A 21125-nucleotide genomic window follows, 5' to 3' on the forward strand; every position below is an offset into this window, starting at 1 on the left:
TAAAAACCAGGAGCCGCTCACCGCTGCCCATTGACAACCAGATCTACATATCAGTGGGGGCCCCCTGGGTGCTCACCGGACTGGCTGGTGTTGCAGCGGTCCGGGCGCTGCGAAAGCACCGCACAGCCTAACAACAACAGCCCTGCAGCGGTGGCGAACTACGGGTGTCACCAGCAGCGCGTGCGCCGGTGACACCCGTACGTCTTACTGGGCGAGGTCCGCGGGCAAGGATGATGGAGACCGCGAACAGGACTTGGTTCGGGAAAGCGGCTGGGAAGAAGCCTGCAGACATACATCGCGCTGGATCCGGAGGAGAAAAATCGTGCCAAAAAAGTTCATCCCCGCCCTTTGCGGTAGCTTGCCGTGACGAATCGGATCCGGGTCGGGTTGGTGGCAGACCCTGCCTCGCCCACGGAGATCGCGTGCCTGCTGACAGACCTCGAGCCACCGGGCGACCGGGACGGCGAGGACTGGACCATCGAGATCGTCAGCGAACCATTCACCATGGATTCCGAGGACGTCGAAACTGCCCTGGTCCGGCTGCGTGATCATGCTCGTCAACACGACTGGGAAATTGTCATCGGGCTGACAGAACTTCCGTTTCGTGACGGGGATGACCGCCGTTACCTGCTCACAGAAACCGACCCGCAGCAACGCACAGCTGTGCTGTCGCTGCCGGCGCTGGGCGGGTTCGGTATGCGGGCGCGTGCCCGGCATGCAGTGCGCACGCTGATCGGCGGCATGGCAACGGACACGCAGGCGGGACACAGCGAACCGATGCCCCGCTTCACCAGCCGTTGGCGCCTGCTCGTGGGAATGGTGCTTGCCAACCGTCCGTGGCTCCTGGTGCCCGGACTTAAGTCCGCGCTCGTGGCGGCGCTGACAACAGGGGCGGTAGCCACAATCAACTCCACGGTTTGGCTGCTCGCGGGCTCCCTGCAACCGTGGCGCCTCATAGTGGCGACGATCGTCTCCATTGCCCTCATTGTTGCCTGGCTTGTGATCGACGGCGAACTGTGGGACCGACCCGACAACGATTCGGCGGACGCCAGGGAAAGGTCCCGCCTGTACAACACCTCCACGCTGATAACGCTGACCATCGGAATAATCATCTGCTACCTGGCGCTCTACGTAGTCAACCTGGCCTGGGCGATGTTCGTCCTCGACCCGGCCATAATGGGCGGCTACCTCCAGCAAACGCTCGACTATGGCGACCTGTTCGTCCTGACCTGGTTTGTCGCGTCGGCGGCAACCGTCGGCGGTGCCCTCGGCACCGGCCTCGAGTCGGAGGAAGCAATCCGCGCGGCCGCGTACTCCAAACGGGAGGAGGAGCGCCGCACCCGCCTCGCACGCGCGCAAACCTAATCCGGATGCGAGGCTGGCAATCGGCCCCATCACCGCCGTCGTCCCAAAATGACGGCTTCAAATCAGGGACTTCAGCCCCTGGCACGCGAGCGGCACGGACTGTCTTGGGAACGGTACAGCGTGCTGCCGCAACGCTACCTAACGCACGTGAAACTCCTGCTCTCACCTGAACTCTTCGTCATCGGAGGTGGCATTTCCCAACGCACGCGCGAATACCTGCCCCACCTGAGACTTCGGACGCGTCCTTCGCAACCAGGCAGGCATAATCGGGTCGGCCATTCGCACGGTTACTTAGGAACACAGACCTGCCGGGTTGGGGCACACGTCAACCTGACGTCAGGCAGCTTCGCAAACATCGTCAGAATAAGGTCCGTTGCGCCGATTCTGGACATACCGATGTGAAAGCCCTAAATTCCAAGCTGACACTTTTGAGCGGAGGGCTGAATGGCGGGTCGGCGCGAATCTTGCGCCGTCGCCGTCGCCGTCGCAGTCGCGGCAAGGACCGGCCAGGCCTAGCGCTTCCCCTTCTTCCGTGAGCCCTTGGCGCGGCCCTTGTCCGGGTTGGGCGCATACCGCTGGGCCACCTTGGGTTTCTTAACGGCAGGTCCGCGCCGGTCCGGCTTCGGTTCCTTCTTGGGTTTCTCCTGCTGGGCCGAGGGCTGCCGGGAGCTGGCAGCCGTCCGGCCGCGGACGATCCCGATGAACTCCTCGATGATCTCGTCCGTCGAGTCGCTCGGCCAGGCCAGCCCAATCTCGGTGACCGGCGCGCCCGTGAGGCGCCGGGCCACCGTGTCCTTGACGTTGAAGTGCCGGGCCACGGACATCGGCAGGATGACCAGGCCAGCGCCGGACGCCACCACCTGCATGGCCATCTCCGGGCCACCGAGTTCCGCGACGTCCAGGAATGTTTCCTGGGCCAGGTCTTCCAGGGCCACCTCCTCAAACACCGAGATCTCGTGCCCCTTCGGCGCCACCACCACCGGCTGCTCCTCGTACAGGGGGATCACGTTGAGGCCTTCGCGCTCCACCGGAAGCCGGACGAAGCTGAGGTCCGCGGTACCGTCCCTTAATACGGACAGCTGCGCGCCGTCGTCGGACATAAAGGACTCCAGCGGGATGTCCAGCACGCGCTCTTCCCAGCGGCGGATCCACTTCCCGGGCGTCACGCCGGCCACGTAGGCGAAACGCAGCACGCGGGGCGCCTCCTGCTCCGTGGCTTCGGAGGGGACGCTATCGGAGGCGCTGGCGTTTTGCGGGGATTCATTGTCGGCGGGCACGTCTTCACAGTACCGCCCGCCCGGATACCCTTGAAGCATGACCTCTGCAAACTCCCAGTCCATGAAGCCGGCCACCGTTGCCAAAAAACTTGGCATCTACCTGCCCGCAACACCGCAGGAGTTCCAGGATTCGACCATCACCCGCGCCGATTTCGCCGAGCTCCAGGCCAACCCGCCGGAGTGGCTCGCAGAGCTGCGCCGCAACGGCCCGCACCCCCGCCCGGTGGTCGCCCAGAAGCTGAACGTCTCCATCAGCGGCCTGGCCCGCGGCGGCGTTGAAGAAGCGCTCACGACGGCGGAAATCACCGCGCTGCTGCAGGCTCCCCCTGCGTGGCTGGTCACCGAGCGTTCGACCCACGCGGCCGTCCGCGCGGAAGCCCAGCGCGTCAAGGACGAAGCTGCGAAGAAGGACGCGAAGAAGGACCGCGCGAAGGCCGAGTAGCAGGCACCGACTGAGTTGCCCGCGCAGCTCAGGCCGCCAGGAAACCTAAGCTTGTTCGCGGATCCGCACCTACAAGGCCCGGATCCGCGGACAAGCTTCTGTTTTGCCAGGGAAATTTTCAGTCCTGGTGCAGCTGCACCAGGTTTCCGCAGCCGTCCTCGAACACTGCAGTGATTCCGTACGGGTTCTCCGCCGGTTCGCCCGTGAACCTCACACCGGCCGCCACCAGCCGTTCGTACTCGGCCTGTACGTCCGGTACGCCGAAGACGATGGCCGGCATGCCGGCGTCGTGCACCGCGTTCATGTAGTCCGCACCGATCGGGTTGTCGCTTGGCTCCAGCAGCAGCCCCACCGAACTGTCATCGGCGCCCGGGTCCTTAATGATGAAGAGGTTGTGTTCGGGCATCGCCATCAGCGTTTCGAACCCGAGGGTCCCGGTGTAGAACGCGTGGGCGGTAGCCGGATCCGTGACATGGATGCTGCACATTTTCATTCGCATGGTCCCAAGCTACCCGGCCCCGGACAGGCGTGGGAGCCGCCAGCGCGCAAAACCCGTCGGGACCCCGGCAGCCCATTGACCCCAGTCCCCGCAGGGGATGCAATGGAGGGAGAGTCCGGAATCCTGGGCCGGGCCTGATACGGGGAGGTGCCGACGTGCCGGCATTTGCAGAATCCGTCCCGGTGGGAGCGTTTCAGCTGGTGTTCTGGGGCGCGGTGCTGGTGTGCGCGGTGGCCGCCACCGTCCTGGCTGTCCGCCACCATTCGACGCCGGCGCCCGGGGCAAGTGCCCCCGACACGGTGTTCTGGGACGTTTTTATGGGATCGGCCGTGGCCATCCCGGCGATTCTGATTCCCTCGTTGGCGGCGCCGTGGTCCGGCGCCGTGCTCACAGTGCTGGGCGTCGGGGCGGGCATGGCGGCGTACCGAAGCAGCCCGCGGATCACCGCCTGGCACTCACGGCTCCGGCAGCAACGCCTGGACCAGCCCGTTTACACTGCGGCACAGGCTGAGCACGACACACTGCTGGCCCGCTGGCGCCACTACGAACTGGACCCCGCCAGCTGCATCGACTATCCCGCCATGACGGATGTCCGGCTTCCTGAAACGTCGGCACTGATCAAGGCCATGCGGGAGGCTGAGCAGCTGCGGGCCGGGCGGCACCAAGGTTACGCTCCCGCCGTCGCACGCTTTGCCGTTGCCCTCACCGCCGCCGAGCAGGCCGCGGGGATCCCGGCCGCCCGAAGTTAACTGCTGTGTCGCCGCCGCTGGAGTCCGGCGGCGGGGCGCCGTAGCATCCGAGGATGGAACCCACAGAAGCGGACATCCGTGACCAGTTCGGCAGGCGCCTGGAGGACAAGGGGGCCTGGCGGCAGGCGACCACCCTCGCGGGGGCAGGGGAACTGACGGCCAGGTGGCTGGAGGGCCACAGCGAATACCAGGCCGCCACTTTCACTGTCCGCTTCGACGACGAAACCGCACCGATCGCCGTCGAGCTGGCCGCCCTCAACCGGAACGGGCTTTTCACGAAGGAATCCCAGCCCGGCCTGCGTTCCGATGACTCAGCGCAGCGCCAGTACGTCACCGGATTCTGCAGCGCCGAAGTGGCCGCCGACCTGCTCGCCCTGTCCACCCGCACCGAACTGGTGACGGTGGCGCACGCCCCCGGCGAGGCCAGCAGCGCCGCCATCCCCGTCACGCTCGACGGCGACGAGGTAGTCACCGTCCTTGGCTCCAGTGAGAACCCGGTGGACGAGGAGCAGATCCAGGACTGGGCGGACGAAACCAACGAAACCCTGGCGCTGCTGCTCGCCGACTCCTGGTACGTGGAAATCCTGGACCCGCTCTGGGGCCGAAATGACGTGCTGCTGCCGGCCGTCCTCGCCACGCTGACTGCGCGGCAGTAGGGCCGCGCAGCCAACGGAACAGCTCCCTAGAGCTCTACCGTCCCGCTTTCGCCCACGCTCATCCGGCTGTGGGTCACCTTGGACTTCACCCACTGGAGGACCGTGGCCGCTGTTCCGCCGGGGCTGGTCCAGTATTCGGCGGAGTCCGAATCCACGCGGAGCAGGCACACTTCGGGAGTGTCCGGCCCGTCCGGGAACCAGGCTTCAACAGTCTGGTTCCACATTTCGCGGATCTTGGCCCGGTCGGTGACCACTTCGGCGGTGCCTGCCACCGATACCCACTCGGTGCGCTTCCCGAACGAAACATTGACCCGCGGGTCGGCCCGGACGTGGGCCACCTGCGAGGTGCCCTGTCCCGTGAAGAACCACAGGTCGCCGTCGTCCTTAACATCCTGGACGGCGAGCGGGCGGCTGACCAGGGCACCCTCTTCGTTGATGGTGGTCAACATTCCGATGTGGGAATCGTTGATGATGTCCGTAACTTTGCTGATGTTCTCAGTCTCCGTCATGCTCTCACCTCGTTCTGATCCAACCGGGGAAGTTCCCCCCGCCAGCCTATTGGTAAGCATGCTTAGAATCCACCCCGGGTTCGTGGGCACCCAGGCCGCGCCCCGCCGTCGGGCGCCTAGAAGTGGGAGTTGCCGGCCTTGACGGCGAGCACGGGACGGTCGGCCTGCATCAGGATCCTCTGGGCGTGGCTGCCGAGGATGAACTTGCCTACCTGGGAACGGTGCCGCAGCCCGATCACAATGAGGGACGCGTCCACCTGGCGTGCCACCTCCAGGAACTCATCGGCCAGGTCATTCAGGTAGGGGGGCTGCATCACGGTTGCCGTGACACCTGCGTCCTCCGCCCGGCGGGCGGCGTCCGCCAGCAGGTCCGACGGCGCCACGGACTTGTCCACGAGCGCGCCCTCGCGGGCCGAATTGACGATCACCAGGTCCTCCTTCCGGAGGGTGGCCTCGGCGATGCCCGCCACCAGGGCGGCTTCCCCGGCAGGGGTGGGGACGAATCCAACGATGATGCTCATACCTTCTCCTTGATTTCTGAGGCTGCCGTGACGGCCGGGGTGGAGGCCTTGCGCTTGGCTGCCGCGCCGCGGATGACCGGCAGCACGGCGACCAGGACGAACACCACCAGCAGCGTGGCCGAGATGGGACGGCCGAAGAAGCCGGTCGGGTCTCCGCCGAACACCAGCAGGGAGCGCCGCATGGAGCTTTCCAGCAGCTCCCCGAGCACGAAGGCCAGCACCAGGGGTCCGGGCTCGAAGCCGAACTTCTTCATGAGGTAGCCGACGATGCCGAAGACCACCACGAGCGTCACATCGAACATGCTGTTGTTGATGGTGTAGGCGCCCAGCAGCGTGATGAGCGCCGTGACCGGAGCCAGGATGGCCGCCCGGACGCGCAGGATCTTCACGAAGATGCCCACGAGCGGCAGGCTCATGATCAGCAGCAGGATGTTGCCGATGTACATGGAGTTCACCACGCCCCAGAACAGCTCGGGGTTCTGCTCCACCAGCTGCGGCCCGGGGGTGACGCCCTGGATGAGCAGGGCACCGAACATCAGCGCCATGGTGGCGTTGGCGGGGATGCCGAGGGTCAGCAGCGGGATGAAGGAGGACGTGGCGGCGGCGTTGTTGGCGGTTTCCGGGCCGGCCACACCTTCGGGAGCGCCCTTGCCGAAGCGTTCGGGCTGCTTGGCGCGCTTCTTTTCCATGGCGTAGGAGGCCATCGAGGCGATCGTCGCACCGCCGCCGGGGAGGATGCCCAGGAAGAATCCCAGGACGGAGCCGCGCCCGATTGCGCCGGATGCCTGCTTGAGGTCGTTCCGGGACGGCCAGACGTTGGTAACTTTCGACGGCGCCTTCGCGGCCCGGTGCCTCTCCTCCAGGTTGTAGAGGATCTCGCCGAGGCCGAAGAGACCCATCGCGATCGGCACAAAATCGATGCCGTCCGCCAGCTGCAGGTTGCCGAAGGTGAAGCGGCTTGCGCCGGTGAAGATGTCCCGCCCGACAGTGGCGAGCAGGAGTCCCAGGGCCGCGGCGATGAGCGCCTTGGCTTTTGATCCGTTGCTGATGGTGGCCACCAGGAGGATGCCCAGCAGCGCCAGTGCGGTGTATTCAGGCGGGCCGAAGTCCAGGGCGAAGCTGGCCACGATGGGGGCCAGGAACGTCAGGCCGATGATGGCTGCCGTTCCGCCGATGAAGGAACCAATGGCCGCCAGGCCCAGCGCGGTGCCGGCCTTGCCCTGTTTGGCCATCTGGTAGCCGTCGAAGACGGTGACCACGGAGGACGCCTCGCCGGGGAGGCGCAGCAGCACCGAGGTAATGGTGCCGCCGTACTGGGCGCCGTAGAAAATACCGGCCAGCATGATGATGGCCGTGACGGGCTCAACGTTGTAGGTGAGCGGAAGCAGAATGGCGATGGTTGCCGCGGGCCCCAGTCCGGGCAGCACACCGATCAGCATGCCGATGACAACGCCGATCAGGCAGTACAGGAGGTTTGTCGGCTCCAGGACCACCACAAATCCGTTGATGACGGGATTCAGAAAATCCACGGGTTCTCCTAGAAGAGGTGGGGAATGGAAGTGCCGAGCGCGAGGACGAAGATGCCATAAAAGGCAATGACCACGCTTGCGCTGACAACGAGGGTGGCGCGCCAGGTTTCGCCGCCCAGGAAGCGCATCCAGATGACGCACAGCACCAGCGCCGGAAGTTCAAAGCCGATCAGCGGCATCAGTGCCACCATGGCGGCGAGGGTCACCAGTCCGGTGAGCGGAGCTGTGGACATGCGGGTGAATTTCTCCGCGTCCCGGTTGTGGCGGCCTGCGATCAGCTGGAACAGGCCCAGTGCCACCATGACGCAGCTGATGATGAACGGCCAGAGGCCGGGCTGCGGGCTGGCCGGAGTGCCCAGGCCCATCGCAACAGAGAGGACGACGGCGGCGATCCCCACTCCGAGGACCACCAGCGAGGAGGCTGCGTTGGCCAGGGCCCCTGCCGCCGGAGGCTTCTCTTCCTCCCACTGGGCGGCAAGCTGCTCCGGCGTCAGGTCGTCCGCCTCGGCGGCGTCCGCCTCCACGGCGGGCTCTGCGGGAGTTTCCTTCACTGGAATCACTTAGTTCCGCTCAGGCTGATGTCGTACTTCTCCACGAGCTCCTTGTACTTGGCTGCGTAGCCTTTCCACTCCTTGACGACTTCCTCACCGGAGATTTCCTTGGGGGTCAGCATGTTCTTCTTGTTGAATTCCTTGTAGGTGTCCGTCTTGAACGTGTCCTGGAACGATGCGAGCAGCTTGTCCTTCACGTCCTGCGGGGTGCCTTTGGGGGCGGCGACGGCACGGTACTGCGCCACCGGGACGTCGTAGCCGGCTTCCTTGGCAGTGGGGGTGTCGGGCAGGAAGGTGTTGCGGTCTTCGGAGAACACCAGCAGCGGCGCAACCTTGCCCGCCGTGATCTGCGGCATCGCTTCACCCAGCTGGATGGTGGTCAGCTCAACCTGGTTACCCAGGGCCGCCGTCAGGGCCGGCTTGCCGCTGTCGAACGGAACGTCGGTGCCGGTGACGTTGGCCTGCTTGAACAGCACCTTCTGTGCCAGCTGGCTTCCGGTGCCGACGCCCGTGGTGCCGAAGGTGACGTTCCGGCCGGCGCCGGTCACGTCCTTGAAACTCTTGAAGCCCGAGCCGGGGCTGGCCACCAGGACGTAGTCGTCCTGGGACAGGCCGGCAAGGATGTCCAGGTCGTCGATGTTGACGGCCTCGTCGGCCGAAACCGCCAGGGGCGTAATGGTAATGAGGGAGGCGGTCAGCAGGACCAGCTCCTGGCCGTCGGCCGGCTTGCCGGCAACTTCCTTGGTGGCGAGGGCGCCGTTTGCACCGGGCTTGTTCACCACGGGGATCGGCTTGCCGAGCGTCTTGGAGGCGCCCTCGGCCAGGGCACGGGCGATCAGGTCGGTGCTGCCGCCGGCAGCCTGGCCCACCGTGAGGTTGACGGGACCGGCGGGGAACTTGGACGAATCGGCCGGGCCGCCTGCCACATTTCCGCAGGCGGTCAGGGCAAGGAGCGTCAGGGCAGATGCCGCTCCGAGAACGGTGCGGCGGGCGGGGAAGTGCGTCATTGGGACTCCTCGTAGAGTTTCCGGGGCGGATCCCGGAGGGGCATGTGAACCGAATCACGTCGGCTCGCTAGTCGAGTGTAGGGAGCCGCTATGATGCATGTCTAAGCCCTTATGAGCATCAGGTGATACCCGGAAGGCATCATGTTTACCTTTGACCAACTGGCCGGATTCATCGCCGTCGCCGAGGAACTGCACTTCGGCAGGGCAGCGGAACGCCTCAACATGACCCAGCCGCCACTCAGCCGGCAGATCCAGAAGCTGGAAAAAATCATCGGCACCGAACTGCTGGAACGGGACAACCGGAAGGTACAGCTCACCCCTGCCGGCGAAGCGTTCATGGAGGAAGCCAAACGCCTGATGGCCCTGGCGAACCGCGCGCCCGTCACCGCCCGACGCATCGCCACCGGGCGCTCGGGCCACCTGCGGGTGGGCTTCACCGCGGCCAGCGGCTTCAGCATCCTGGGCCCCCTGCTCGAGGAAATCTCGGAAATCATCCCGGACGTGGACATCGACCTGCAGGAACTCGTCACCGGCGAACAGATCCAGGGCCTCCTCACCGGCGGCCTCGACCTGGGCCTCGCCAGGCCTCCCTTCGACCGGGACGTCTTCGATTCGCACCTGCTGTACAAGGAATCCATGATGCTGGCGGTGCCCAGCGGCCATCACCTCGCGGATCTCGCCCGCCCCATCGGGGATTCGGACATCAGTGATGAGCCGCTGATCATGCACTCGCCCACCAAGGCGACATATTTCTACGACCTGGTGGTCAGGATGTTCCCCATCCAGCACGCCAACGTCATCCACACGGTGAGCCAGATCCTCACCATGGTTTCCCTGGTGGCCGCCCGGCGCGGTGTGGCTTTCGTTCCCCACTCCGCGACACTGCTCGCCATCAAGGGCGTCGAGTTCCTGCCCCTCGCGGGGATGGAGAGCGAGCAGCCGGTGGAGCTTCACGCCATCTGGAACCGCAAGGTGGTCAACCCCGCGTTGCGCCGCCTGCTCCAGGACCTGGAGTTCCGCACCGAGTAGCAAGCACCGCCGTCGTGGTGCAATACCCTTTTAGTATCACCGGATACACAAATACACTTAGACAGGCATAACGTCCTCTGCCTAACCTGAACAGGAACCCACACCAACCGTCCGCGACACTCACCCAGCGGCGCTCACACAGAGGACAACATCGTGGCAAAGTACACCCCGCAGGAACTGGCAGACACCCTCAAGGAAGGCCTGCTGTCCTTCCCGGTGACCGCTTTCGACGCCAACCTGCAGTTCGATGAGGAAAGCTACCGCAAGCACCTCGCCTGGCAGGCCAGCTTCCCGGTGGCTGGCCTCTTCGCGGCAGGCGGCACCGGCGAGGGATTCTCCCTCACCCCCGCGGAATCCGAGCGCGTGGTCCGCGCCGCCGTCGATGAGGTCGGCAGCATTGTCCCCGTCCTTGCCTCGGCGGGCGGCTCCACGGCCCAGGCCATCGAAAACGCGCAGGCCGCCGAAGCAGCCGGCGCCGACGGCCTCCTGCTCCTCCCGCCGTACCTGACCGAAGCCGACCAGGCCGGCCTCGTTGACCACGTCAGCGCCATCTGCAGCTCAACCTCGCTGGGCGTCATCATCTACAACCGCGCCAACGCCATCTACAAGGACACCACGGTGGCCACCCTGGCTGACCGCCACGAAAACCTCATCGGTTTCAAGGACGGCGTGGGCGACCTCGAACACGATGCCCGCGTCTACGCCAAGCTCGGCGACCGCCTGTTCTACCTGGGCGGCCTGCCCACCGCTGAAACGTTCGCCCTCCCGCTGCTGCAGCTGGGCATGAGCACCTACTCCAGCGCCATGTACAACTTCGTTCCGCAGTTCGCGCTGGACTTCTACCAGGACGTCCGCAACAACGACCGCGTGGCCGTCAACAGGAAGCTCAACGAGTTCGTGATCCCCTACCTGGACATCCGCGACCGCGTGAAGGGCTACTCTGTGTCCATCGTCAAGGGCGGACTGGACGCCATCGGCCGCCCGGTCGGCGGAGTCCGTCCGCCGCTGCAGAACCTGGCGCCCCAGGACCTGGCGGACCTCAAAACCCTCATCGACAACATCTCCTGATCCCCCCTCTCCAAGGAGTAACCACAGTGACACTCACCGGACATTCCCTCATCGCCGGCCAGACCGTCGTCGGCGGCGGGAAGACGGCCTTCGGCTTCAACCCCGCCACCAACGAACAGCTCCAGCCCGCGTATTCGCTGATCACGGAGGAGCAGCTGACGACGGCGACCTCCGCCGCCGCGGCTGCCTACCTTTCCTTCAGCACGCTGGATCCCGCAGCCCACGCAGCGTTCCTGGACGCCATCGCGGACAACATCGAGGCCATCGGCGATGAGCTCATCATCCGGGCCGGCCAGGAAACCGGTCTCCCCGCCGCCCGCCTCACCGGCGAACGCGCCCGCACCACCGGACAGCTGCGGCTCTTCGCGAACGTGGTCCGCCAGGGCGACTTCCGCGGCGTGCGGATCGACCCGGCCCTGCCGGAGCGCACGCCGATGCCGCGCGCCGACATCCGGCAGCGCCAGATCCCGCTGGGTCCCGTCGCGGTGTTCGGTGCGAGCAATTTCCCGCTGGCATTCTCGACGGCGGGAGGAGACACCGCGTCCGCCCTCGCCGCCGGCTGCCCGGTTGTTTTCAAGGCACACAACGCGCACCCCGGCACCGGCGAACTGGTGGGCCAGGCCATTGCCAAGGCCGTTGCCGATGCGGGCCTGCACCCCGGCGTCTTCTCCCTGATCTACGGCCCCGGCAGCAGCATCGGCCAGGCCCTCGTTGCCGATTCGGCCATCAAGGCCGTCGGCTTCACCGGCTCGCAGTCCGCCGGCATCGCGCTCATGCGCACCGCCGCCGCCCGGCCGGAGCCGATTCCCGTGTACGCGGAAATGTCCTCGCTGAACCCGGTGTTTGTGTTCGACGGCGCTCTTAGCGGCTCCGCCGCGCAGATCGACGCCCTCGCCCAGCAGTACGTCACCGCGGTCACCGGCAGCTCAGGGCAGCTCTGCACCTCCCCCGGACTCCTGTTCGCCCCCGCAGGCGAACTGGGCGACAAGTTCGCTGCCGCCGTCGGCCGCGCCGTTTCCGCCTGCGCGGGACAGACCATGCTCACCGAGGGCATCGCCGGATCCTGGAACGCCGGCGCCGAGGCACTGGGCTCCGCGGACGGCGTCACCGTCGTTGGTCAGGGCACCGCCGGCCCCACGGAAAACGCCCCTGCCCCCGCCATCTTCGGCACGCAGGTCAGGGACTTCGTCACCAACCATGTCCTGCACCAGGAGATCTTCGGCGCCGCGTCGCTGGTGATCCGCTACTCCTCCACCGCCGAGCTTTTGGAAGCCATCGGCCGGCTCGAGGGCCAGCTCACGGCGTCCCTGCAGCTCACCGAGGAGGACTACGCGACGGCGGCACCCCTGATCCCGGCACTCGAACAGAAAGTGGGCCGGATCATCGTCAACGGCTGGCCCACCGGCGTCGAAGTCGGCCATGCCATGGTCCACGGCGGCCCGTTCCCCGCCACCTCCGACACCCGCACCACCTCAGTCGGCACCCTGGCCATCAACCGGTTCCTGCGGCCCGTCGCCTACCAGAACCTCCCCCAGGAACTGCTGCCCGCGGCACTGCAGGATGAGAACCCGTGGCAGCTCAACCGCCGGATCGACGGCACCGTTGTTGCTGCAGATGCAGAGGTCAGCGCATGAGCACCCAGCCCACCATTGCCCGTATCGAAGTGGTTCCGGTGGCGGGCCACGACAGCATGCTGATGAACCTCAGCGGCGCGCACGGCCCGTTCTTCACCCGCAACGTGGTCATCATTACCGATTCCGAGGGCCGCACCGGCCTCGGCGAAGTGCCCGGCGGCGAGAAAATCAAGGCGACCATCGAGGAAGCCGGCGCCCTGATCAAGGGCAAGCCGGTGGCACGGTTCCGGTCGCTCCTGCGCGAGATTGCCGCGGAATTCGCAGACCGCGACGCCGGTGGCCGCGGCCTGCAGACCTTCGATCTGCGCACCACGGTCCATGCCGTCACCGCCGTCGAGTCCGCCCTGCTTGACCTGCACGGCCAGTTCCTCGGCGTTCCCGTCGCGGAACTGCTCGGTGACGGGCAGCAGCGCACCTCGGTGCCCATGCTGGGATACCTCTTCTTCATTGGTGACCACGCCCGAACCGACCTTCCCTACCTGGTGGAGGACGCGCCGTCGGACCGCTGGGAGAAGCTGCGCCGGCACGAGGCCATGACCCCCGAAGCCGTGGTGGCCCTGGCCGAGGCCGCCCAGGAGCGATATGGCTTCAGCGACTTCAAGCTCAAGGGCGGCGTGCTGTCCGGGGACGACGAAGTTGATGTGGTCACCGCTCTGCACCAGCGTTTCCCCGAGGCGCGGGTGACCCTCGACCCGAACGGCGGCTGGCTCCTGGAAGAAGCCATCCGCCTCGGCAAACGGATGCAGGGCGTCGTTGCCTATGCGGAGGATCCCTGCGGTGCCGAAGGCCGGTTCTCCGGCCGCGAGGTGATGGCGGAATTCCGCCGTGCCACCGGCCTCAAGACCGCCACCAACATGATTGCCACCGACTGGCGGGAAATGTCCCATGCCATCCGCAGCAACGCCGTGGACATCCCCCTGGCGGATCCGCACTTCTGGACCATGTCCGGCTCAGTCCGGGTGGCGCAGCTGTGCAACGAGTTTGGCCTCACCTGGGGCTCGCACTCGAACAACCACTTCGACATCTCGCTGGCCATGTTCACCCACACCGGTGCGGCCGCGCCGGGCGAGATCACCGCGCTGGACACACACTGGATCTGGCAGGACGGACAGGGTCTTACCAAGAACCCGCTGCAGATCCGCGACGGAGCCATCTCCGTGCCCGATGCGCCCGGGCTTGGCATCGAACTGGACCGCGCCGCCCTGGACAAGGCCCACGAGCTGTACCTGCAGCACGGGCTCGATGCCCGGGACGACAGCATCGGCATGCAGTATTACGTGAACGGCTGGTCCTTCGACCCGAAGCGGCCCTGCCTGGTGCGCTAGCCCCGGCCTGCGGCAAGACGAACTAATTCCGCACGGCCGGACCCCTCTCCGTGAGAGGAGACGGCCGTGCGGAACCCCAACAGTTAAATAGAAGGGCGCATTTGTGGGCGGCGTAGTTTCCGGAATCCTGATCGTCTCCGCCGTCATTGCCGTGGGCTATTTTGCCGCCCGGCTGCGGGTTCTGGGACCGGAGGTCCAGGGTGCACTGACCCGCACCGCCTACTACGTCACCAACCCCGCCCTGCTCTTCACCGTGGTGGCCGGCAGCGACATCCGCGCCGCCCTCGGGACCGACGCCCCGCTGGCACTGCTCTCCGCAGCGATAGTGGGGCTTCTCTATGCTCTGGCGAGCTTCCTGTTCTTCCGGCGCCCGGTGGCGGAAACCGCCGTCGGGGCCATGGCCAGCAGCTACGCCAACGCCAACAACATCGGCATCCCCGTTTCCCTCTATGCGGTGGGAACGGCCCAGCACGTGGCGCCGGTACTGCTGGTCCAGCTCCTGGTGATGGCCCCCTTCTACCTCACAGTCATGGGCTTGGCTTCGGGTTCCAAAATCTCGTGGAAAAAGATGCTGCTCACGCCGTTCGCGAATCCCATGATCATCGCCTCGGCCCTGGGAGCCGTCGTCGCACTGACGGGCTGGGACGCTCCGGACCTGCTGCAGAAGCCGATCGACATGCTGGCGGGCGGGGCCGTGCCCATGGTCCTGCTCGCCTTCGGGCTCTCCCTCGCCGGCCGGGCACCGCTGCAGAAGGATGATGGCCGGGTTGAAACCTTCGTGGCCACCTTCCTTAAAATTGCCGGCATGCCGCTCATTGTGTGGGTGCTGGGCCGCTTTGTCTTTGGGCTGGAAGGCCAGCACCTCCTGGCCAGCGTGATCATGGCCGCACTGCCCACCGCCCAGAACGTCTTCCTCTTCGCCTCCCCCTACGGCCGCGGCATGACCGTGGCCCGCGACGTCATCCTGTGCACCACGGTGCTCAGCGTGGGGGCACTGGTGGTTGTCGCCTGGCTGGTGGGCTAGGGCCGGGATTGATCTTCGAGAACTCCCGTCCCGCTGTCTTGCATTTTCTCCTGCTGCAGCGCGTGATCAACCCAACCCGGTGCCGCGACGAGGTACTCCTGGTGGGGCCGGGCTTTGCTGGTGATGTGCTTTAGGCTCCAGCGTATTGGGCGGCGGCATGTGCTTCCATTGCCACTTTGAGTTCTTCCAGGCTCGGGGGGTTCGCGCCAGGGCGCTGTACTGTGATGGCCGCGGCTGCAGCTGCGGTGTGTCCTAGTTGTTCAAGGACGGCCGGGGCGAAGCCTTCGGTTCCCCGGGTGAGGAAGCCCAGGATCAGGGCGGACATGTAGGAGTCTCCGGCGCCGATGGTGTCTGCAACTTTGGTTTTCACGGCAGGGATGCTGATGTTGGCCGCGGCGGTGGTGAAGTGTGAGCCTTCGGCGCCTTTGGTGATGATGGTGAGTCCGGTACCCAGTCCGAGGATGTGGGTTGCGGTTTCGTCCAAGCTCTTTTGGGGGTACAGCCACTGGGCGTCCTCGTCGCTGAGTTTGACGACGTCGGTTAAGGCCACGAGCTCTTCGAAGATGGCTTTCGCTTCGGCGTGGCTGCCGAGCAGGGCTGGCCTGATGTTGGGGTCATAGGTGATCATGCATTGTCTGTGGGCCTGTTCGAGCAGAGCCTTCACGGCGCTGGCACCGGGGCTAAGGAACGTAGCGATGGATCCGGTGTGCAGTATTTTTGGGAAGTAGGCAGGGGCTGTTGGGGCAAGGTCCCAGGAAATGTCGAAGTCGTACCTTGCGGAACCGTCCGGTGCAAGTGTTGCTGTTGCCGAGGCCGTCCGGGCGAGGGATTTTGATCCGGGCAGAAGTATGACTCCTGCGCTGAGGAGATGGTTTTCTATAGAGTTCCCCCGGGGGTCCGGGGCGATGGCCGTGAGCAGACCTGTGGTTACGCCGAGGCGGCCAAGTCCGTAGGCGACATTGGCGGGCGAGCCGCCGGGGTGTTCCACCCGGCCGTGTGAGGTTGTCACCACGTCGATCAGCGCTTCGCCTACGACCATGACGTCCAGGGGCTGGTGGGCGGCATGCCGGGCTGTTTTGAGGTAATCCATGGTCTGTCTCTCGTGGGAATCTGGTGGTGGCGGCGGTCCAAGCCACGTCAGTCCGCGGACCGGTTACCGGTCTGCGGACTGACGTGGGGACAGCAGTAATTCAGGCGGTGGCTGCGCCGGTCATGATCGCCACTGCATCGGTCATGTTGTGTGATTGCGGCGTGATGGTGGCCGCGCACTTGCCGAGGCGCTGGATGTGGATCCGGTCCGCCACGTCAAACACGTGGGGCATGTTGTGGCTGATCAGGATCACTGGCAGGCCGCGGTCCCGGAGGTCGCGGACAAGCTGCAGGACCTGGTTGGATTCCCGGACGCCGAGTGCCGCTGTGGGCTCATCGAGCACGACAACCTTTGAACCGAACGCTGCTGCACGGGCCACGGCAACGGCTTGGCGCTGGCCGCCGGAGAGGTTCTCCACCGGCACGGTCACGTCCTGGAGCGTGGAGATGCCCAGCCGGGTCAGCTCCTGCTTGGCCTTCAGGCGCATACCTTTGGTGTCGAGCATCCGGAACACGCTCCCGAGGATTCCCGCGCGCCTTTCCTCCCGGCCAAGGAAGAGGTTGGAGGCGACATCCAGGGCCGGCGAGACTGCCAGGTTCTGGTACACGGTTTCGATGCCGTGGACCCTGGCGTCCTGGGGACGTTTGAAGTGCACCGGCTGTCCTGAGACAAAGAGCTCGCCGGAGTCCGGGACTTCTGCTCCGGTCAGGCACTTAATCAGGGTTGATTTCCCGGCGCCGTTGTCGCCGATGATTGCCAGGACTTCGCCCGGGTAGAGGTCGAGGCTGACTCCGTCCAGGCCGACGACGCGGCCGAAGGTCTTGACGAGGTTCCTGGCCGTCAGGATGGGTTCGCGGGTGGCGATGTGCTGGGCTGCAGATTCTGTCATGGTCATGACTTGACCTTTCGGATCCACTGGTCGATGGACACAGCGAGGATGATCAGGACGCCCACTGCGAGGGTCTGGTACAAAACGTCCAAACCGGCGAGGGAAAGCCCGTTGCGGAAGACGCCCACGATCAGGGCGCCGAGGAGCGTTCCCCAGACGGAGCCGCGGCCGCCGAAGAGGCTGGTTCCGCCGATGACGACTGCGGTGATGGAGTCCAGGTTCAGGTCCACACCGGCGTTGGGGCTGGCTGCGTTGGTGCGGCCGATCTGGATCCATGCTCCGATGGCCAGAACGGCGCCGGCAGCGAGGTAGACGCTCATGAGGACTTTGTTCACGGCGATGCCGGCCAGTCGGGCGGCTTCCTTGTCATCGCCCACGGCGTAGACATGCCGGCCCCAGGCGGTCTTGCCCAGGATGAACGCAATGGCGATGTACAGCAGGAGCATCACGACGACGCCGGTGGAGATCCTCACCGGGCCCACCGGGAACGTGGTGCCTGTCCAGGTCAGCAGATCCGGCATCGCCGAGCCGCGCACTGTCGCTCCGTTGGAGTACAGCAGCGTCAGGGCGATGAAAATGTTCAGCGTACCCAGGGTGACGATGAACGGGGGGAGCCGGAACCTGGTGACCAGGAATCCGTTGAGGGCTCCGGCGGCGAGTCCGACGATCAGGCCTGCCAGCAGGGCAACGGGCGCGGGAAGTCCGTTATTGACGGCGAGCTGGGCGACGACCATGGAGGACAGGATCATCACGGCTCCGACGGACAGGTCGATGCCGGCTGTGAGAATGATGAGTGTCTGCGCGATGGCGAGGGTGCCGACGACGGAGACCTGCTGGGTAATCAGCGAGAGGTTTTCAACCCGCAGGAACCTGTCATTGAGGAGGCCGAACACGACCACCGCGATGAGGAGGACGAGGGCAGGGCTGACGGCAGGATAGCGGTGGAGGATATTGCGTATCCGGCTAAGCGGTGTCTGGCGGTCAAGGAATTCCTCCGCCAGGTCGGCATGCCCGGCGCTGGGCGGGCCGGCGGTCTGTTGCTGGGTCACGATGGGTCCTGATCTTCAGTGATGGTAGCTAGAGCGGAGCTAGCTTGGTAGGCAAGCGCGGGGGGCGGGGCGATAGCGGCTCCGGCCTCCCCGCCCCGCCGTGAAGCTGGGTGGTTACTTTCCCCAGCAGATGTCGGAAGCAGCGGTGGTGGTGATGCTCTTGATGCCGTCGGCGGGCTTGTCGGTGACGAGTTCGACACCGGTGTTGAAGAAGTCCAGGCCTTCGGAGTTGGCGGGCTTCTTGCCGGTCTTGGCGAGGTCAACAATGGCTTTCACGCCAAGTTCGGCCATTTTGACCGGGTACTGCTGGGCGGTGGCGCCGATGACGCCGGACTTGACGTTGTTGACGCCGGTGCAGCCGCCGTCGATCGAAACGACCAGCACGTCCTTGTCCTTGCCGGCGGACTTCAGTGCTTCGAAGGCGCCGGCGGCGGCAGGTTCGTTGATGGTGTAGATGACGTTGATGTTCGGGTTCTTGGACAGGAGTGTTTCCATGGCGGTGCGGCCGCCGTCCTCGTTGCCCTGGGAGGCCTGGTTGCCGACGATCTCGTAGTCGCCGCCTTTGCCGCCGGTGTACTTGCCGGTTTTGGCCTCGTCGCCGTTCTTCTTCTTGTCCGCAGTGGCGATACCCAGCCCGGTCAGGAAGCCTTGGTCCCGGTTGTAGTCCACGGAAACGATCTTGTCGTCGAAGAGGTCGACGAGGGCGATGGTGGCCTTCTTGCCGCTGAGCTGCGCTGCGGTCCATTTGCCGATCAGCTCCCCGGCGGCGAAGTTATCCGTGGCGAAGGTGATGTCAGCGGCGTCGGCCGGGTCCGGCGGCGTGTCCAGGGCGATTACGAATAGGCCGGCGTCCTTGGCCTTCTTCAGGGCATCCACGACGGACGGGCCGTTAGGGGTGATCAGAATTCCCTTGTCGCCCTTGGAGATTGCGTTTTCGATGGCCTGGATCTGGGTGTCCTCGTCGCCGTCGGCTTTTCCTGCCGCGAGCTTCAGGTCTACGCCGTTCGCTTCGGCGGCCTTCTTCGCCCCGTCCTGCATGGAGACGAAGAACGGGTTGGTGGTGGTTTTGACGATGAGGGAGACGCCGACTTTTTCGTCAGCGGTCCCTCCACTGGCAGACGGACCGCTGGAACTGCCGCCGCATGCAGAAAGACTGAGTGCTCCCAGGGTCAGGGCTGCTCCGGCAGCGAGGATGCGGGTGGCCGTTGAACGGGGGGCTTTGGAACTCAACATTGAATCTCCTGGTGTTTGAGGCCCTCCCAGGCCTCGACAACGATGTCATGTACGATGTAAGCAGCATCACACGGGAGAGTCAATAGATGCAACTAGGAGGAGCGATTATTTTGACAACGATGTCCAGTCGTAGCCAGCCGGCGCTGTCCGCGAGCCGTCCAACAATGCGCCACGTGGCCGCGCTGGCGGGCGTCGGGATTAAGACCGTCTCCAGGGTGATCAATGACGAACCCGGCGTGTCCGAAGCCACCCGCAGCAAGGTGCTCAACGCTTCCCAGCAGCTCAACTACCAGCTGGACATGGCGGCCGGCAGCCTGCGCCGGGCAGGCAGGAGGACACTCTCGGTGGGCCTCTTGCTTCCAAGTGTCTCCAACCCGTTCAGCGGGGAGATCAACCGTGCCATGGAAGATGCGCTCGGCGCGAGAGGAATAGCCGTTTTTGCAGCCAGCCTCGATGATGACCCCCAGAGGGAGAAGGCCATAGTTGCAGCATTCCTGGGCCGACGCGTTGACGGGCTAATCCTCACGCCGATCACCAGGAGCCAGGCCTATGTGATCCCGGAGCACTCCCGGGACCTGCCGCTGGTCTTCATAGACCGTGAACCGGTAGGAATTGAAGCAGACGCCGTCGTGACGGACAACGCCACCGGCGCCGCGAAGGCAGCCAGACACCTGATCAGCCGCGGCCACAGCAGGCTCGCGTATCTGGGGGACCGCACAGACATCCAGACCGCCCGGGAACGCCGGAGGGGGTTCATTGAGGAGCTCGGTCGACAGGGAATTCCCACCTCAACAGTTCCCGTCCGCGAAAACCTTCACGACGAAGAATCAGCAAGGCTGGCTGCGTTGGAGCTTCTCACCGCTACGGAACCACCGACTGCAATCTTCTCGAGCCAAAACCTCGTCACCTTCGGCGCCATGCGTGCCTTGCGAGAGCTCGGGCTCAGCAAACGCGTGGCCTTGATCGGGTTCGATGACTTCACTCTTGCAGACATGATGGACCCCGGCGTGACCGTCATCGCCCAGCACCCGGAGCGGATCGGGAAGCTTGCCGCCGAGCGGCTGCTGGCCCGGATCGATGGCGACAAACAGTCCCCGCACACCTATGTTGTGCCGTCCGAGCTGATACAAAGGGGCTCCGGGGAGCTCCTCCCCCCGGCCTGACACGGCTAAGGCTTCCCGCACAATCAGACGAACCCATCGACCTGAAAGGCATCAATGATGACCAAAACCCTGTACGCCGAGTTCACCGTCCAACCAGGCAGCGAAGCCCGCGTAGCGGAGATGATGCTCGAACTGACCCGGCGCGTCCGCCAGGAACCGGGCAACGAGCTGTTTCTTCCCTACACCAGGGAAGAAAACCCCCGGGAGTACTTTGTCTTCGAGGTCTACCGTGATGAAGCCGCATTCCAGGAACACATCAGCGCCGACTACGGCGCCACGTTCAACCAGGAACTGACCCGCCACATCGAAGGGGACGCCTCGGAGCTGACCTGGCTCCTGCCGGTGGAGTAGCCCCCCGGCCAAATCCGGCCACGAATCGTTCCCTTCCCGCTCGCCGCTGGTGGGGAACTTTTTGCTGCCCGCCGCCACTTGGCAGGCCCATCGGAGGTGCCGCGGGGAGGCGATTCCAACTCCGCCGGAGACCGTTGACTTGTCTAACGGACATCACCTAGTGTC

The 21125-nt window shown here is 65.3% G+C and carries 22 protein-coding genes and 1 pseudogene; 12 read left to right on the top strand and 11 right to left on the bottom strand.

Annotation, left to right across the window (positions count from 1 at the left end; all coding sequences use genetic code 11):
- Positions 1-363 precede the first annotated feature (363 nt).
- The gene (locus IAQ70_RS16805; protein WP_317983689.1) at positions 364-1365 is read left to right on the top strand and encodes a hypothetical protein; all 1002 of its coding nucleotides are present in this window, start codon (positions 364-366) and stop codon (positions 1363-1365) included.
- 78 nt (positions 1366-1443) lie between these two features.
- A pseudogene (locus IAQ70_RS22820) lies at positions 1444-1660 on the top strand (ROK family protein); the annotation flags it as partial.
- 217 nt (positions 1661-1877) lie between these two features.
- Here IAQ70_RS22820 and IAQ70_RS16810 read toward each other — a convergent pair.
- Positions 1878-2681, bottom strand: coding sequence for a LysR substrate-binding domain-containing protein (locus IAQ70_RS16810; protein WP_190990472.1), 804 nt, complete (start codon positions 2679-2681; stop codon positions 1878-1880).
- Between IAQ70_RS16810 and IAQ70_RS16815 the strand changes: the two genes are divergently transcribed.
- Positions 2680-3084, top strand: coding sequence for a DUF5997 family protein (locus IAQ70_RS16815; RefSeq protein WP_190990473.1), 405 nt, complete (start codon positions 2680-2682; stop codon positions 3082-3084). The two genes, IAQ70_RS16810 and IAQ70_RS16815, sit on opposite strands and share 2 nt — an antisense overlap.
- Before the next feature lie 118 nt (positions 3085-3202).
- On the opposite strand, the gene IAQ70_RS16820 is transcribed toward IAQ70_RS16815, so the two are convergent.
- Positions 3203-3583 carry a VOC family protein gene (locus IAQ70_RS16820; RefSeq protein WP_190990474.1) on the bottom strand — a complete coding sequence of 127 codons (381 nt, stop codon included), beginning with the start codon at positions 3581-3583 and terminating at the stop codon, positions 3203-3205.
- A gap of 155 nt (positions 3584-3738) precedes the next feature.
- Here IAQ70_RS16820 and IAQ70_RS16825 point away from each other — a divergent pair, with 155 nt between their 5' ends.
- Both IAQ70_RS16825 and IAQ70_RS16830 read left to right on the top strand, forming a co-directional pair.
- The gene (locus IAQ70_RS16825; protein WP_317983691.1) at positions 3739-4332 is read left to right on the top strand and encodes a hypothetical protein; all 594 of its coding nucleotides are present in this window, start codon (positions 3739-3741) and stop codon (positions 4330-4332) included.
- A gap of 53 nt (positions 4333-4385) precedes the next feature.
- On the top strand, positions 4386-4988 hold the full coding sequence (locus IAQ70_RS16830; RefSeq protein WP_190990475.1) for a DUF6919 domain-containing protein: 603 nt from the start codon (positions 4386-4388) through the stop codon (positions 4986-4988).
- Positions 4989-5014: 26 nt separating this feature from the next.
- Here the strand turns inward: IAQ70_RS16830 and IAQ70_RS16835 are convergent, their stop codons facing one another.
- The 5 genes from IAQ70_RS16835 to IAQ70_RS16855 form a co-directional block, all read right to left on the bottom strand.
- The gene (locus tag IAQ70_RS16835; protein ID WP_190990476.1) at positions 5015-5497 is read right to left on the bottom strand and encodes a pyridoxamine 5'-phosphate oxidase family protein; all 483 of its coding nucleotides are present in this window, start codon (positions 5495-5497) and stop codon (positions 5015-5017) included.
- 116 nt (positions 5498-5613) lie between these two features.
- On the bottom strand, positions 5614-6018 hold the full coding sequence (locus tag IAQ70_RS16840) for a universal stress protein (protein ID WP_190990477.1): 405 nt from the start codon (positions 6016-6018) through the stop codon (positions 5614-5616).
- The gene (locus tag IAQ70_RS16845) at positions 6015-7547 is read right to left on the bottom strand and encodes a tripartite tricarboxylate transporter permease (protein ID WP_190990478.1); all 1533 of its coding nucleotides are present in this window, start codon (positions 7545-7547) and stop codon (positions 6015-6017) included. Before IAQ70_RS16845 ends, IAQ70_RS16840 begins: the two co-directional genes overlap by 4 nt.
- 8 nt (positions 7548-7555) lie before the next feature.
- Positions 7556-8098 (bottom strand): tripartite tricarboxylate transporter TctB family protein, encoded by a 543-nt coding sequence (locus IAQ70_RS16850; RefSeq protein WP_317983692.1) that lies wholly within the window; start codon positions 8096-8098, stop codon positions 7556-7558.
- 5 nt (positions 8099-8103) lie between these two features.
- Complete coding sequence (locus IAQ70_RS16855) at positions 8104-9105, bottom strand: tripartite tricarboxylate transporter substrate binding protein (protein WP_190990480.1); 1002 nt, start codon at positions 9103-9105, stop codon at positions 8104-8106.
- Positions 9106-9246: 141 nt separating this feature from the next.
- On the opposite strand from IAQ70_RS16855, the gene IAQ70_RS16860 reads away from it, so the two are divergent.
- From IAQ70_RS16860 to IAQ70_RS16880, 5 genes are all read left to right on the top strand, one after another.
- Positions 9247-10134, top strand: a complete 888-nt coding sequence (locus IAQ70_RS16860) for a LysR family transcriptional regulator (RefSeq protein ID WP_190990481.1) — start codon at positions 9247-9249, stop codon at positions 10132-10134.
- A 153-nt stretch (positions 10135-10287) separates the two neighbouring features.
- On the top strand, positions 10288-11202 hold the full coding sequence (gene kdgD, locus IAQ70_RS16865) for a 5-dehydro-4-deoxyglucarate dehydratase (protein WP_190990482.1): 915 nt from the start codon (positions 10288-10290) through the stop codon (positions 11200-11202).
- 26 nt (positions 11203-11228) lie between these two features.
- Entirely contained in the window at positions 11229-12836 is a 1608-nt protein-coding gene (locus IAQ70_RS16870) for an aldehyde dehydrogenase (NADP(+)) (protein WP_190990483.1), read from the top strand.
- The gene (locus IAQ70_RS16875; protein WP_190990484.1) at positions 12833-14161 is read left to right on the top strand and encodes an enolase C-terminal domain-like protein; all 1329 of its coding nucleotides are present in this window, start codon (positions 12833-12835) and stop codon (positions 14159-14161) included. The genes IAQ70_RS16870 and IAQ70_RS16875 overlap by 4 nt, the downstream gene beginning before the upstream one ends.
- 103 nt (positions 14162-14264) lie before the next feature.
- The gene (locus tag IAQ70_RS16880) at positions 14265-15185 is read left to right on the top strand and encodes an AEC family transporter (RefSeq protein ID WP_190990485.1); all 921 of its coding nucleotides are present in this window, start codon (positions 14265-14267) and stop codon (positions 15183-15185) included.
- A 130-nt stretch (positions 15186-15315) separates the two neighbouring features.
- Here IAQ70_RS16880 and IAQ70_RS16885 read toward each other — a convergent pair whose 3' ends face one another.
- The 4 genes from IAQ70_RS16885 to IAQ70_RS16900 all read right to left on the bottom strand — a co-directional run bounded on the left by IAQ70_RS16885 (position 15316) and on the right by IAQ70_RS16900 (position 19446).
- Positions 15316-16275 carry a carbohydrate kinase family protein gene (locus IAQ70_RS16885; RefSeq protein WP_190990486.1) on the bottom strand — a complete coding sequence of 320 codons (960 nt, stop codon included), beginning with the start codon at positions 16273-16275 and terminating at the stop codon, positions 15316-15318.
- Between the two features lie 100 nt (positions 16276-16375).
- Entirely contained in the window at positions 16376-17170 is a 795-nt protein-coding gene (locus IAQ70_RS16890) for an ATP-binding cassette domain-containing protein (protein WP_190990487.1), read from the bottom strand.
- Positions 17167-18213 carry an ABC transporter permease gene (locus IAQ70_RS16895; protein WP_190990488.1) on the bottom strand — a complete coding sequence of 349 codons (1047 nt, stop codon included), beginning with the start codon at positions 18211-18213 and terminating at the stop codon, positions 17167-17169. The genes IAQ70_RS16890 and IAQ70_RS16895 overlap by 4 nt, the downstream gene beginning before the upstream one ends.
- A 114-nt stretch (positions 18214-18327) precedes the next feature.
- Positions 18328-19446 (bottom strand): substrate-binding domain-containing protein, encoded by a 1119-nt coding sequence (locus tag IAQ70_RS16900; protein ID WP_190990489.1) that lies wholly within the window; start codon positions 19444-19446, stop codon positions 18328-18330.
- Positions 19447-19610: 164 nt separating this feature from the next.
- Between IAQ70_RS16900 and IAQ70_RS16905 the strand changes: the two genes are divergently transcribed.
- Entirely contained in the window at positions 19611-20609 is a 999-nt protein-coding gene (locus IAQ70_RS16905) for a LacI family DNA-binding transcriptional regulator (protein ID WP_190990490.1), read from the top strand.
- A 57-nt stretch (positions 20610-20666) separates the two neighbouring features.
- Positions 20667-20960: a putative quinol monooxygenase gene (locus tag IAQ70_RS16910; RefSeq protein ID WP_190990491.1), complete on the top strand. Its 294-nt coding sequence runs from the start codon at positions 20667-20669 to the stop codon at positions 20958-20960.
- The last annotated feature ends 165 nt before the right edge of the window (positions 20961-21125 follow it).

Origin of the sequence: Pseudarthrobacter sulfonivorans (assembly GCF_014712225.1) — a bacterium.
Taxonomy (GTDB): Bacteria; Actinomycetota; Actinomycetes; order Actinomycetales; family Micrococcaceae; genus Arthrobacter; species Arthrobacter sulfonivorans.